The organism is Pseudomonas spelaei (assembly GCF_009724245.1).
In the GTDB taxonomy this organism is placed as follows: Bacteria; Pseudomonadota; Gammaproteobacteria; order Pseudomonadales; family Pseudomonadaceae; genus Aquipseudomonas; species Aquipseudomonas spelaei.
Genome location: NZ_WNNK01000007.1, coordinates 64,081 through 77,363, shown reverse-complemented (window position 1 = coordinate 77,363; position 13,283 = coordinate 64,081). Strand labels below are relative to the sequence as shown.

Annotated in this window: 14 protein-coding genes; 1 reads left to right on the top strand and 13 read right to left on the bottom strand. The window is 60.9% G+C overall.

Annotation, left to right across the window (positions count from 1 at the left end):
* Positions 1-21 precede the first annotated feature (21 nt).
* From GNF76_RS10185 to ccoN (GNF76_RS10125), 13 genes are all read right to left on the bottom strand, one after another.
* A complete protein-coding gene (locus tag GNF76_RS10185) occupies positions 22-2,472 on the bottom strand; it encodes a heavy metal translocating P-type ATPase (RefSeq protein ID WP_155583039.1) in 2,451 nt (816 codons plus the stop codon).
* A gap of 115 nt (positions 2,473-2,587) precedes the next feature.
* The gene (locus GNF76_RS10180) at positions 2,588-3,127 is read right to left on the bottom strand and encodes a FixH family protein (RefSeq protein WP_155583038.1); all 540 of its coding nucleotides are present in this window, start codon (positions 3,125-3,127) and stop codon (positions 2,588-2,590) included.
* Positions 3,128-3,142: 15 nt separating this feature from the next.
* Complete coding sequence (ccoG, locus tag GNF76_RS10175; protein ID WP_155583037.1) at positions 3,143-4,558, bottom strand: cytochrome c oxidase accessory protein CcoG; 1,416 nt, start codon at positions 4,556-4,558, stop codon at positions 3,143-3,145.
* A 206-nt stretch (positions 4,559-4,764) separates the two neighbouring features.
* Entirely contained in the window at positions 4,765-5,175 is a 411-nt protein-coding gene (locus GNF76_RS10170) for a type II toxin-antitoxin system VapC family toxin (RefSeq protein ID WP_155583036.1), read from the bottom strand.
* Positions 5,175-5,429, bottom strand: coding sequence for a type II toxin-antitoxin system Phd/YefM family antitoxin (locus tag GNF76_RS10165; protein ID WP_155583035.1), 255 nt, complete (start codon positions 5,427-5,429; stop codon positions 5,175-5,177). The genes GNF76_RS10170 and GNF76_RS10165 overlap by 1 nt, the downstream gene beginning before the upstream one ends.
* Before the next feature lie 125 nt (positions 5,430-5,554).
* The gene (gene ccoP / locus GNF76_RS10160; protein ID WP_155583034.1) at positions 5,555-6,532 is read right to left on the bottom strand and encodes a cytochrome-c oxidase, cbb3-type subunit III; all 978 of its coding nucleotides are present in this window, start codon (positions 6,530-6,532) and stop codon (positions 5,555-5,557) included.
* Entirely contained in the window at positions 6,529-6,714 is a 186-nt protein-coding gene (locus tag GNF76_RS10155) for a CcoQ/FixQ family Cbb3-type cytochrome c oxidase assembly chaperone (protein WP_003175465.1), read from the bottom strand. Before GNF76_RS10155 ends, ccoP (GNF76_RS10160) begins: the two co-directional genes overlap by 4 nt.
* 6 nt (positions 6,715-6,720) lie before the next feature.
* A complete protein-coding gene (gene ccoO / locus GNF76_RS10150) occupies positions 6,721-7,329 on the bottom strand; it encodes a cytochrome-c oxidase, cbb3-type subunit II (protein WP_011060240.1) in 609 nt (202 codons plus the stop codon).
* A complete protein-coding gene (ccoN, locus tag GNF76_RS10145) occupies positions 7,329-8,771 on the bottom strand; it encodes a cytochrome-c oxidase, cbb3-type subunit I (protein ID WP_155583033.1) in 1,443 nt (480 codons plus the stop codon). The genes ccoO (GNF76_RS10150) and ccoN (GNF76_RS10145) overlap by 1 nt, the downstream gene beginning before the upstream one ends.
* Positions 8,772-9,243: 472 nt before the next feature.
* Entirely contained in the window at positions 9,244-10,191 is a 948-nt protein-coding gene (gene ccoP / locus GNF76_RS10140; protein ID WP_155583032.1) for a cytochrome-c oxidase, cbb3-type subunit III, read from the bottom strand.
* On the bottom strand, positions 10,188-10,388 hold the full coding sequence (locus GNF76_RS10135) for a cbb3-type cytochrome oxidase subunit 3 (protein WP_155583031.1): 201 nt from the start codon (positions 10,386-10,388) through the stop codon (positions 10,188-10,190). Before GNF76_RS10135 ends, ccoP (GNF76_RS10140) begins: the two co-directional genes overlap by 4 nt.
* A 3-nt stretch (positions 10,389-10,391) precedes the next feature.
* Positions 10,392-11,000 carry a cytochrome-c oxidase, cbb3-type subunit II gene (gene ccoO / locus GNF76_RS10130; protein ID WP_155583030.1) on the bottom strand — a complete coding sequence of 203 codons (609 nt, stop codon included), beginning with the start codon at positions 10,998-11,000 and terminating at the stop codon, positions 10,392-10,394.
* Between the two features lie 10 nt (positions 11,001-11,010).
* Entirely contained in the window at positions 11,011-12,435 is a 1,425-nt protein-coding gene (gene ccoN / locus GNF76_RS10125) for a cytochrome-c oxidase, cbb3-type subunit I (protein ID WP_155583029.1), read from the bottom strand.
* A 79-nt stretch (positions 12,436-12,514) separates the two neighbouring features.
* On the opposite strand from ccoN (GNF76_RS10125), the gene GNF76_RS10120 reads away from it, so the two are divergent.
* On the top strand, positions 12,515-13,207 hold the full coding sequence (locus tag GNF76_RS10120; RefSeq protein ID WP_155583028.1) for an alpha/beta family hydrolase: 693 nt from the start codon (positions 12,515-12,517) through the stop codon (positions 13,205-13,207).
* Positions 13,208-13,283: the final 76 nt, after the last annotated feature.

Here is a 13,283-nt window from a genome sequence, read left to right as displayed (position 1 = left end):
TGCACTCCATGCCCACGCGGCTCAGGCCGGCAGCGGACGGGTTACGAGGGTGGGGCTGGCCGTGTGCGTGCTCGGCAGGCGAGTCAGGCGCAAGGCGTTGAGCACCACGGTCAACGAACTGAGGGACATGCCGATCGCGGCCCAGATGGGGGTGATCCAGCCGAGGGCGGCGAACGGCAACATCAGGCCATTGTACAGCCCGGCCCACAGCAGGTTCTCAATGATTACCCGGCGGGTACGCCGCGCTAGGGTAAAGGCTTGCACCAGGGCGTCCAGGCGGTTGGACAGCAGCACCGCATCGGCGCTGGTTTTCGCAAGGTCAGTGGCCGAGCCCATGGCCACACTGATATCGGCGGCGGCCAGTACCGGTACATCGTTGACGCCGTCGCCGAGCATCAGCACCTTGCGGCCTTCCTGATGCAGGCGTTGCAGCACCTGCAGTTTGTCATCGGGGCGCAGGCCGCCCTGGGCTTCGTCGATCCCCAGTTCCTGCGCCACGCTGGCGACCATGGGTGAGCTGTCCCCAGACAGCAGCAAGGTGCGCCAGCCCCGTGCCTTGCAGGCTGCCAGCAACGCCGGGGCATCGCTGCGCAGGCGGTCATCCAGAACAAACCAGGCGAGGGCGCCGTGGCTGTCGCCCAGCAGCAGCCATTGGCCTGCTTCGTCCGGCGCACCCGGGATTGCGCAGCCACTCAACGCGCAAACAAACGCCGGCTGGCCAATGCGCAAGCGTTGTTCGCCCACCCGTCCCTCCAACCCGAGGCCAGGGGTACTGAGTACTTCGTCTGCTGCCAGTGGTGCGCGGCCGAAGGCGCGGGCGATTGGATGTTCGGAGCGGTTTTCCAGAGCAGCGGCCAACCCCAGGCATTGATCGCTGTCCAGCGCGCCCAGTGGACGAATCGCGCGCAGGGCCAGGCGTCCTTCGGTGAGGGTGCCGGTCTTGTCGAAGATCACTGTATCGATCTGGTTCAGGCCTTCCAGCACGTGGCCGCGGGTCAACAGCAGGCCGAGTTTGTGCAGGGTGCCGGTGGCGGCGGTCAGGGCGGTCGGTGTGGCCAGGGACAGGGCGCAAGGGCACGTGGCGACCAGCATCGCCAGCACAATCCAGAACGCTCGCGACGAATCCAACTCCCACCACACCAGGCCAATCACGGCGGCGGTAATCAGTGAGCACAGCAGGAACCACTGAGCGGCGCGGTCGGCGATCTGCGCCAGGCGCGGTTTTTCCGCCTGGGCCCGCTCCAGCAGGCGCACGATGGCCGACAGGCGCGTGTCGTGGCCCAAGGCCCGGACTTCCACGGTCAGCGCACCTTCGACATTGAGGGTGCCGGCGGTAATGGCATCCCCGGCATGCCGTGGTTGCGGCAGGTATTCGCCGGTCAGCAGGGATTCGTCGATGCTCGATTGACCATCAAGGATCAGGCCGTCGGCCGGCAGGATTGCGCCTGGGTGCACCAGCACGCGGTCGCCCAGTGCCAGCTCGGTCAGCAGGATTCGCTCGCTCTGGCCGTCGGCGTTCAGGCGCAGACACGAGGCGGGCAACAGGTTGACCAACTGTGCAGTGGCGGCGGCGGTGCGTTCCCGGGCGCGACGTTCCAGGTAGCGCCCGGCCAGCAGGAACAGCGCAAACATGCCCACCGCATCGAAATACAACTCGCCTACGCCGGTGATAGCGGTCCAGATACCCGCCAGATAGGCGCCGCCGATGGCCAGGGACACTGAGACATCCATGGTCAGGTGGCGTGTGCGCAGGTCGCGCAGGGCGCCCTTGAAAAACGGTGCGCAGCTGTAGAACACAATGGGGGTGGTGAGAAACAGCGCGACCCAGCGCAGGATCGTGTGTAGCTCCGGGCTCAGATCGATATTGAATTCCGGCCAGGTGGCCATGGTTGCCATCATCGCCTGGAACCACAACAACCCGGCGACGCCCAGTTGACGCAGGGCCAGGCGGTTTTCGCTGGCCAATTGTTCGGCAGCACGGTCGGCCTGATACGGGTGGGCGGCGTAACCGATATGGCGCAGCTCGCTGAGGACTTGGCTCAGGGGTAATTGCGCGTCGGCCCAGCGCACTTGCAGGCGGTGGTTGGACAGGTTCAGTCGCGCTTCGGCCACGGCGGGCAGGCTGCGCAGGTGTTTCTCGATCAGCCATCCGCAGGCGGCACAACTGATGCCTTCCATCAGCAGGGTGGCCTCGGCCAGTTCACCTTCGTGGCGTACGAACGGTTTTTGCACGTCGGCGCGGTCATACAGCGCCAGCTCGTCCACCAGTTGCACCGGCAGCGCCTCGGGGTTGGCCGAGGCTTCGCTGCGGTGCTGGTAATAGCTTTCCAGCCCGCCGGCGACGATCGCCTCGGCCACCGCCTGGCAGCCCGGGCAGCAGAGCTCGCGGGGCTCGCCGAGGATCACGGCGACGAACCGGCTGCCGGGCGGAACGGGGAGAGCGCAGTGGTAGCAGGGGGTTGGGGTGGTCATGGTTTTGGATCTGTGTCGGCTGGGAGGGCCTCATCGCGGGCAAGCCCGCTCCCACAAGGACACCGCGTTCCAAGGTGGGAGCGGGCTTGCCCGCGATGCGCGAAGCGCAAGCTATTCAGTTTTTCAGGTCTTCAGCGCCTTGCAATGGCTCATCACCCAGCAGCAAGTCCTTGTCGTGGCTGACTTGTTCTTCTTCAAACATGCGCCAGGTCTGGTCGTCTTGTACGCCCAGCAGTTCCACGAAACGACGGCCTTCGACCTTGTCGGACAGTTGGCCGATATAACGACCCTGTTCGCTTTCACTGCGTGTCAACACGACCTTGCGGTCCTTCTCGGGCTGGGTCGGCGAAATCAGGTTCAGCTCAAGAGTGGCGGGCTGACTGTTGCCGGTCAGGCGCAGATCGACCTCACCGGTCAGGTCGTCCAGGTGCACCATGGCGCGCAATTGCAGGGTCTGGGCCAGCAACTCACGGTCGAGGGAGCGGTTGATGCCTTTACCGGCCTCGTAGTAGTTGTCGTTGACCAGGTTGTCCGGGTTCTTCACCGCGATGGTCACCATGGACAAGGTCAAGGTCACCGAGCAGGTCAGGATACCAATGATGATCCAGGGCCAGAGGTGCTTGTACCAAGGGCTTGCGGCAGTTGCTGCGGGCATTGTTCTGCTCTCTTGTTAACGGACTTGTGGGCCAATGAATCGGCTCTTGGCTTCAATGTGGACGCTGTCGTCATCGGCATCCTTGAGGATGAATTTCACCTCGTTGGTGCTGGACGGCAGTTGCTCCGGCGCGCTCGACAGCTCCACCGGCATGCTGAAGATCTCCCCGGCGGCGACGCTGATCTCGCGCTTGCCTTGCAGCTTGAGATCCGGCAGGCCCGAGGCTTCCAGCACGTAGGTGTGGCCGCGCTGGTCCTTGTTCATGATCTTCAGGCTGTACACGTTTTCGATCCGCCCTTCGGCGTTCTCGCGGTACAGCACCCGGTCTTTGCTGACATCAAAGCCCACCAGCGAACGCATGAAAAACGCCGTGACCAACAGGCTGATCATCGCCAGCAGTACCAGCGCGTAACCGATCAGGCGTGGGCGCAGCTTATGGGTTTTCTGTCCTGAAAGGTTGTGCTCGGTGGTGTAGCTGATCAGCCCGCGGGGGTATTCCATCTTGTCCATGATGTTGTCGCAAGCGTCGATACACGCGGCGCAGCCGATGCACTCGATCTGCAAGCCATCGCGGATGTCGATGCCGGTCGGGCAGACCTGCACGCACATGGTGCAGTCGATACAATCCCCCAGGCCCTCGGCTTTGTAGTCGATGCCTTTCTTGCGCGGGCCACGGGATTCGCCACGGCGCGGGTCGTAGGAAACGATCAGGGTGTCCTTGTCGAACATCACGCTTTGGAAGCGCGCATACGGGCACATGTAGATACACACTTGTTCGCGCAACCAGCCGGCGTTGCCGTAGGTGGCGAGGGTGAAGAAGCCGACCCAGAAATACGACCAGCCGTCGGCCTGGCCGGTGAAGAAGTCGAACACCAGCTCACGGATCGGTGAGAAGTAGCCGACAAAGGTCATGCCGGTGACAAAACCGATGATCAGCCACAGGCTGTGCTTGCTGAACTTGCGCAGGAACTTGTTGGCGCTCATCGGCGCCTTGTCCAGCTTGATGCGTTGGTTGCGGTCGCCTTCGGTGACCTTTTCGCACCACATGAAGATCCAGGTCCACACGCTTTGCGGGCAGGTGTAACCGCACCAGATCCGCCCGGCGTACACGGTGATGAAGAACAGGCCAAATGCGGAAACAATCAGGATGCCCGACAGCAGAATGAAGTCCTGAGGCCAGAAGGTCGCGCCAAAAATGAAGAACTTGCGCTCCGGCAGGTTCCACCACACAGCCTGGTGCCCCCCCCAGTTCAGCCACACCGTGCCGAAGTACAGCAGGAACAACCCGGCGCCACCGAGCATCCGCAAGTTGCGGAATAAACCGGTAAAGGCTCGGGTGTAGATTTTCTCCCGAGACGCGTAGAGATCGACGGTGTTGCTCGAGTTTTTGGCAGGCGGGGTAACGTCATGTACCGGAATCTGGTTGCTCATCATTGCATCCCACGGCAGTGGAGATTGCCTCGGCCAGTACGTGCCAACCGGGGTCAAAATTGAGGTGTTGCAGTGGCGTAATGATACGCCTGTAGTACCGACGAACGGGTGCGACCTTTGGTCGCGTTGGGGGAAATCAATTGATGGTGTACGTGATCTGGGTCAATTGACTTGTGAAGTATGGACGGTTTTTTCCGCTGGGGAGGTCATTCGTCCCATGGGTTGATCAGTGCAACGCCACTGGACTGAAAATCTCCGGTGTTGCGGGTGACCACTGTCAGGCCATGAACCAGGGCTGTCGCAGCGATGAGGGCGTCGCTCTCGTTGGCTCGATCCGGAACATGCAAGCTGGCGCAGCGCAGTGCCACAGCGGCATCAACCGGCAAGATTCTGGCATCGAATGCTGGCATTACGTGGCGTCTTAACCACGTGCGCAAGACCTTCCCTTGAGCGGGGTCTCGGCGCTCCATGCGGAGTACCCCGGTCTCCAGCTCCTTCAAGGTAATGGCCGAGATATACAGGCGGGGAGCAATGACGCTCTTGGCCCAGGCGACGACGTTGGCGTCTGCCTGGGGTTTACGGAGCTCAGAGATCACGTTGGTGTCGAGTAGGTACATCAGGACAGGTCCACGGGGCGATGAATGATCACGGCGCGTTCGGTTTCGAACTCGATGTCTGCCGCTTCTGGCATCACCAACAGGTCAACGATGTCGGCATTGAGACCTGTCAGTTTTTGATAGTCTTCAATGCTTAGCAGTACATGAGCGGGCTTGCCTCGATCAGTGATAAAAACCGGGCCTTGGCGAGCGGCTTTTTTGGCACCGCTTGTGTCTTGATTGAATTCACGGCTGGAAATGGTAGTGATGGTCATGGGGGGCGCCCCCTGGTCAGGATGAATGTAGTTACGTTACTACGCTGCGCTGGCAAGCCACAAGCCTCAGAAACAACAAAGCCCCGCCAGCTTTCGCTGTACGGGGCTTTGTTGTTGCTGAGGTCCTACTTGGCGTCAGCCGGCTTGTCCCCATGGGACAGGCTGTAAACATACGCCGCCAGCAAGTGCACCTTGTCATTACCTTGCAACTGCTCCTGCGCAGGCATCTGGCCCTGACGGCCGTAACGGATGGTCTGCTGCAGTTGGGCGAAGCTCGAACCGTAGATGAACGCGCCCGGATGAGTCAGGTCAGGTGCGCCCATCGCTGGCGTACCTTTACCGGCCGGGCCGTGGCAGGCCACGCAGTTGGCGGCGAAGAGTTTCTCGCCGTTGGCCACATCCGCCTTGGCGCCTTCAGGCAGTTTGCGGCCATCGAGGTTGCTCACCACAAAACCGGCCACATCGGCCACGCCTTGCTCGCCAATGACGTCGGCCCAGGCCGGCATCACCGCGTGGCGGCCTTTCATGATGGTTTCCTTGATGGTGGCCGGCTCGCCGCCCCAGCGCCAGTCGGCGTCGGTCAGGTTGGGGAATCCGTAGGCGCCCTTGGCGTCGGAGCCGTGACACACCGAGCAGTTGGAGGCGAACAGGCGGCCACCCATCTTCAAGGCTTGTGGGTCTTTAGCCACTTCTTCGATGGGCATTGATGCGAACTTGGCGAAGATCGGCCCGAACTTGGCGTCCGACCTGGCCATTTCCTTTTCCCACTCGTGTACGCCGGTCCAGCCGGTCTGGCCGTTGGCGAAGGGGGTTTGTTTGTCGTTGTCGAGGTAGGCATAGCCCGGCAACAGGCCTTTCCAGTTGCCCAGGCCTGGGTACAGCGCCAGGTAACCCAAGGCGAAGATGATGGTGCCGACAAACAGCATGAACCACCATTTCGGCAGCGGGTTGTCGTATTCCTCGATCCCGTCGAACGAGTGGCCAACGGTCTCGTCCGTTTGCTCGGCGCGCTGGCCCTTACGGGTCGACAGCAACAGCCAGGTCAGGGCGAAAATGGTACCCAGGCTGAGGACTGTGACGTACAGACTCCAGAACGTAGTCATTCTTTGTTACTCCTAGAAGCTTGCTCGACGTGCTTGATGGCTTCGGGATCATCCGCAAAGGGCAGCAAGGTCGCGTCTTCAAACTCCGACTTGCGCTTGGGGCTGAACACCCACAGCGCCAGACCGATAAAGGCCACCATCACGACAACGGTGCCCAGGCCTCGAATCATCCCGATATCCATGAAGAATCACCGTTTGCTTTTGATGATGGTGCCCAGGCCTTGCAGATAGGCCACCAGTGCGTCCATTTCGGTCTTGCCCTTCACGGCATCCTTGGCCCCGGCGATGTCTTCGTCGGTGTAAGGCACGCCCAGGGTGCGCAAGACTTCCATCTTCTTCGCGGTGTCCTTGCCGTCGAGCTTGTTTTCCACGAGGAACGGGTATGCCGGCATTTTCGACTCCGGCACCACGTTGCGCGGGTTGTACAAGTGCGCACGCTGCCAGTCATCGGAGTAACGACCGCCCACACGGGCCAGGTCCGGACCGGTACGCTTGGAACCCCACAGGAACGGGTGATCCCACACACTTTCACCGGCGACCGAGTAGTGGCCGTAGCGTTCGGTTTCAGCGCGGAACGGACGGATCATCTGTGAATGGCAGCCAACACAACCGTTGGCGATGTAGACGTCGCGGCCTTCCAGTTCAAGGGCGGTGCGCGGCTTCATGCCTTCCACCGGCTTGTTGGTCACGTCCTGGAAAAACAGCGGGACGATCTGAGTCAGGCCGCCGATACTCACGGCGATGACCATGAAGAAGGCCAGCAGGCCAATATTCTTCTCGACTACTTCATGCTTCATCAGTGAGCTCCCACTACAGCGATCTGAGCGGCGGCTTCAGCTTCAGCCGGGTTCGAGGCGCGAACGGTGCGCCACACGTTGTAGGCCATGAACAGCATGCCGCTGGCAAAGAACGCACCACCGATGGCGCGCACGATGTAGCCCGGATGGCTGGCTTGCAGTGCTTCGACAAAGGAGTAGGTGAGCGTGCCGTCATCGTTGATTGCACGCCACATCAGGCCTTGGGTGATGCCGTTGACCCACATCGAGGCGATGTAGAGCACGGTGCCGATGGTGGCGAGCCAGAAGTGGGTGTTGATCAGCGCGACACTGTGCATCTGCGCGCGTCCGAACAGTTTCGGAATCATGTGGTACAGCGCACCGATGGAGATCATCGCCACCCAACCGAGGGCGCCGGCGTGTACGTGGCCGATGGTCCAGTCGGTGTAGTGGGAAAGCGAGTTGACGGTCTTGATGGCCATCATCGGGCCTTCGAAGGTCGACATACCGTAGAACGCCAGGGAAACCACCAGGAAGCGCAGGATCGGGTCGGTGCGCAACTTATGCCAGGCGCCCGACAGGGTCATCATGCCGTTGATCATGCCGCCCCAGCTTGGTGCCAGCAGGATGATCGACATCGCCATGCCGAGGGACTGCGCCCAGTCCGGCAGGGCGGTGTAGTGCAAGTGGTGGGGACCTGCCCAGATGTACAGGGTGATCAGCGCCCAGAAGTGCACGATGGACAGGCGATAGGAGTAGATCGGACGCTCGGCCTGTTTCGGCACGAAGTAATACATCATCCCCAGGAAGCCGGTGGTAAGGAAGAAACCTACGGCGTTGTGGCCGTACCACCATTGGATCATCGCGTCAGTCGCACCGGCGTAGGCCGAGTAGGACTTGAAGAAACTCACCGGCAGCGAGGCGTGGTTGACGATGTGCAGCATCGCCGTCACGACGATGAAGGCGCCGTAGAACCAGTTACCCACATAGATGTGCTTGGTCTTGCGCTTGACGATCGTGCCGAAGAACACCGCCGCGTAAGTAACCCAGACAATTGCCAGCAAAATGGCGATAGGCCATTCCAGCTCGGCGTATTCCTTGGTGGTGGTGTAACCCAGCGGGAGGGTGATGATTGCGCCGATGATGACTGCTTGCCAGCCCCAGAAGGTAAAGGCTGCCAGTGAGTCTGAAATCAGTCGGGTCTGGCAGGTTCGCTGCACGACGTAGTAAGAAGTGGCAAACAATGCACATCCACCGAAGGCGAAGATCACCAGGTTGGTGTGCAGTGGGCGCAGGCGTCCAAACGTCGTCCATGGCAGGCCAAAATTCAACTCTGGCCAAACCAGTTGCGAGGCGATGAAGACGCCGAGCCCCATGCCAAGGATCCCCCAGACCACCGTCATGATGGCGAACTGGCGGACTACCTTATAGTTATAAGCAGTCGGACTGATTGCTGTGCTCATTCTAAGGTTCCACGGTTTAGGTTTTTTTATAGGGTAAAAATCGGTCGCAAGTATGGAGAAAGCAGGATTCCATTGCAACGCAAGGTGACCTGCGTCAATGCGTTCCGAACCAGATTCTGCGCCCTTTCCATGTTTGGCGTAAGGACAAAATCCAATATGAAAAGCTGACGAGTTGGACAGGAAATTTGAAGGGTCGAAGGTACTTGTAACTTGGTGTGTGTAAACAAGCGGCCCGGGTGACGACGGGGTAGTGGCACGACAGCCGGTCACTGCCAGCCTTTGCGCCTGTCATCGAGCAGAAATGTTCAACCCATCGAGTGCAAGTCGGCCGTCGACCGGCCAATGCCAGTCCACTGTGGGAACAAGCGTAGACCCGAATGGCAGGAGGGGAAAGTCAGCAATAAGGAGGGTGCGACAATGGGTCGCAAAAAAGCCGCACCTGAATCAGGCGCGGCTTTTTGGTAGGGCAGGATTACTGGGCCTGGCTTTCAGGCGTTGCACTGTCGGCGTTATGGGACAGGCTGTAGACGTAGGCTGCGAGCAAATGCACCTTGTCATTGCCTTGCAACACGTCCTGCGCCGGCATTTGGCCCTGACGACCGTGGCGGATGGTCTGCTGCAACTGCGCCAGGCTGGTGCCGTAGATAAAGCCGCTCGGCTGCGTCAGGTTCGGCGCGCCCATGGCTTCGACGCCGTGGCCATCCGGTCCGTGACAGGCCACGCATGTGGCACTGAACGCCGTTTGGCCAGCCGCCACATCGGCGGTGCTGTCAGCCGGCAGCGGCAATTTGGCCAGGTCGTGGCGCACATAGGCGGCGACGTTTTTCACGCCGTCCTCACCCAGCACTTCGCCCCAGGCCGGCATGGCTGCATGGCGGCCGTTCATGATCGTCGCCTTGATGGCTTCTGCCGAACCGCCCCAGCGCCAGAGGTTGTCTGCCAGGTTCGGGAAGCCATAGGCGCCCTTGGCATCCGAGCCATGGCACACCGCGCAGTTGGACGCGAACAAGCGACCGCCCATTTTCAGCGCTTGCGGGTCTTTCGCGACGTCCTCTACAGGCATGGCCGAGAATTTGGCGAAGATCGGCCCGAACCTGGCGTCGGCCCTGGCCATTTCCTTGTCCCATTCCTTGGTCTGGGTCCAGCCGTCTTCATAGCCCGGCAACACGCCCTTCCAGTTGCCCAGGCCCGGGTAGAGGATCAGGTAGCCGACGGCAAACACCAGGGTCCCGGCGAACAGCATGAACCACCATTGCGGCAGCGGGTTGTCGTACTCCTCGATCCCGTCGAACGCGTGGCCCATGGTCTGGTCGACGCTGCCCTTGGTTTCGCCCTTGCGGGTGCCGACCAACAGCCAGGTCAGGCCGATCAGGCTGCCGAGGGTCAGTACACAGATCCATGTACTCCAAAAGGTGGTCATGGCCGAATGCTCCTTGTTGCAGGCTCTTCTTGAGCGTCGGATGGAAGGGGTTCATCGGCAAACGGCAGCAGGCGTGCCTGCTCGAACTCCGCGTTACGCCGGTTGTTGAACACCCAGAGCGACAGGCCGATAAAGGCGATGGCCACGACCAGCGTGCCCAGGCCACGGATGGTGCCTGCATCGAATTCAAATCCCATGGCTCACCTCTTGCTCTTGATGGCAGTGCCGAGCACTTGCAGGTAGGCGACCAGCGCGTCCATCTCGGTCTTGCCCTTGAGGGTGGCCACTGCGCCGTTGATGTCGTCGTCGGTGTACGGCACGCCGAGGGTGCGCATCACGTTCAACTTGGTTGCGGTGTGGCTGCTGTCGACCTGGGCGGTGACCAGCCATGGATAAGCCGGCATTTTCGACTCCGGTACCACGTTGCGCGGGTTGTACAGGTGCGCACGGTGCCAGTCGTCCGAGTAGCGCGCCCCCACGCGAGCCAGGTCCGGCCCGGTACGCTTGGAGCCCCACAGGAACGGGTGATCCCACACGCTTTCACCGGCGACCGAGTAGTGGCCGTAGCGCTCGGTCTCGGCGCGGAACGGCCGAATCATTTGCGAGTGGCACTGTACGCAGCCTTCGCGGATGTAAATGTCGCGGCCTTCCAGTTGCAGCGCGGTGTAGGGCTTCATGCCCTCCACCGGTTTGTTGGTCACGTCCTGGAAGAACAGCGGGACGATTTGGGTCAGGCCGCCGATGCTCACGGCGAGCACCATCAGCAGCATCAGCAGGCCGACGTTCTTTTCAATGGTTTCGTGTTTCATCATCGACTCCTCAGGCCATCTGCGCGGCAGTGGTGGCTTCGGCCGGTTGCGCCGAACGCACGGTGCGCCAAGTGTTGTAAGCCATCAGGAACATGCCGCTGAGGAAGATCGCACCGCCCACCAAGCGCACGATGAAGCCTGGGTGGCTGGCCACCAGGGTTTCGACGAAGGAGTAGGTCAAGGTGCCGTCTTCGTTGATCGCACGCCACATCAGGCCCTGGGCGATTCCGTTGACCCACATCGAGGCGATGTACAGCACAGTGCCGATGGTGGCGAGCCAGAAGTGCGCGTTGATCAGGCCGAGGCTGTACATCTGCTCGCGGCCGAAGATCTTCGGGATCATGTGGTACAGCGCGCCGATGGAGATCATCGCCACCCAGCCGAGGGCGCCGGCGTGGACGTGGCCGATGGTCCAGTCGGTGTAGTGGGAGAGGGCGTTGACGGTCTTGATGGCCATCATCGGGCCTTCGAAGGTCGACATGCCGTAGAACGCCAGGGACACCACCAGGAAGCGCAGGATCGGGTCGCTGCGCAACTTATGCCAGGCGCCCGAGAGGGTCATCATCCCGTTGATCATGCCGCCCCAGCTTGGCGCCAGCAGCACCAGGGACATCACCATGCCCAGCGACTGTGCCCAATCCGGCAGCGCGGTGTAGTGCAGGTGGTGGGGACCCGCCCAGATATACAAAGTGATCAGTGCCCAGAAGTGCACGATGGACAAACGATAGGAATACACCGGGCGTTCGGCCTGTTTCGGCACGAAGTAGTACATCATCCCCAGGAAGCCTGCGGTGAGGAAGAAACCTACGGCGTTGTGGCCATACCACCACTGCACCATGGCATCTGTCGCACCGCCGTACAGGGAGTAGGACTTGGTCAGGCTGACCGGGATTTCCAGGTTGTTGACGATGTGCAGGATGGCCACGGTGATGATGAACGCACCGAAGAACCAGTTACCGACGTAGATGTGCTTGGTGTTGCGCTTCATCACCGTGCCGAAAAACACGATGGCATAGGCGACCCAGACAATGGTGATCAGGATGTCGATGGGCCATTCCAGCTCGGCGTATTCCTTGGAGCTGGTGTAGCCCAGCGGCAAGGTGATCGCAGCCAGGACAATGACCAACTGCCAGCCCCAGAAGCAGAACTGGGCGATCTTCGGCGCGAACAGTTGAGTCTGGCAGGTGCGTTGCACTGAGTAGAAGGAGCTGGCAAACAGTGCGCAGCCGCCGAAGGCAAAGATCACCGCGTTGGTGTGCAGCGGACGCAGGCGACCGAAACTGGTCCAAGGCAGGTTGAAGTTGAGTTCGGGCCATACCAACTGGGCAGCGAGAAAAACCCCGAGCCCCATGCCGACGATGCCCCACACCACCGTCATAATGGCGAATTGGCGGACCACCTTGTAGTTATAGGCGGTACTTAAAGTAGTGTTCATGGTTCCCCATCCACGGTTCAACCCAAGCCAATGCGGCACTTGGGCTGGAGTTATAGGCAGACTAAAAAGCGAGGCAAGCATGGGCAAAGAGCACAAGGCCAGTATTGACGGGGATCAATGGGTGCAGTGTGTGCGGGAACGCGGCTGGATTTGGGAGGTCGCGTCAGGCGCCCTCCCGGGCGAGCCTGTGACGTTGATCCTGGCTCATGGTGCTGGCGCACCGATGGACTCGGGCTTCATGACTGACATGGCTGCACGCCTTGCGGGGCATGGCGTGAACGTGTTGCGCTTCGAGTTTCCCTACATGGCCCAGCGCCGTGTGGATGGCGGCAAGCGCCCGCCGAACCCTGCGCCGAAACTGCTGGAGGCGTGGCGCGAGGTCTATGCCGAGGTGCGACGTCATGTCGCTGGGCGTTTGGCTGTTGGTGGTAAGTCCATGGGCGGGCGGATGGCCAGTTTGCTGGCCGATGAGTTGGGCGCGGATGGTCTGGTTTGCCTGGGGTATCCGTTTTATGCGGTCGGTAAGCCGGAAAAACCACGGACGGAGCATCTGGCTGGATTGAAGACGCCGACGTTGATTGTTCAAGGCGAGCGGGATGCGCTGGGCCATCGGGCGGCGGTGGAAGGGTATGTGCTGTCGCCGAGCATCGAAGTGATGTGGCTGGTGGCAGGGGATCATGATTTGAAGCCGTTGAAGGCTTCGGGGTTTAGTCATGAACAGCATTTGGAGGCGGCGGCGGTGAAGGTGGCAGGATTCCTTGCTGGCCTCTAGGGCCTCATCGCAGGCAAGCCAGCTCCCACATTTTGAATGGGTTCACAAATCCAAATGAGGGAGCTGGCTTGCCTGC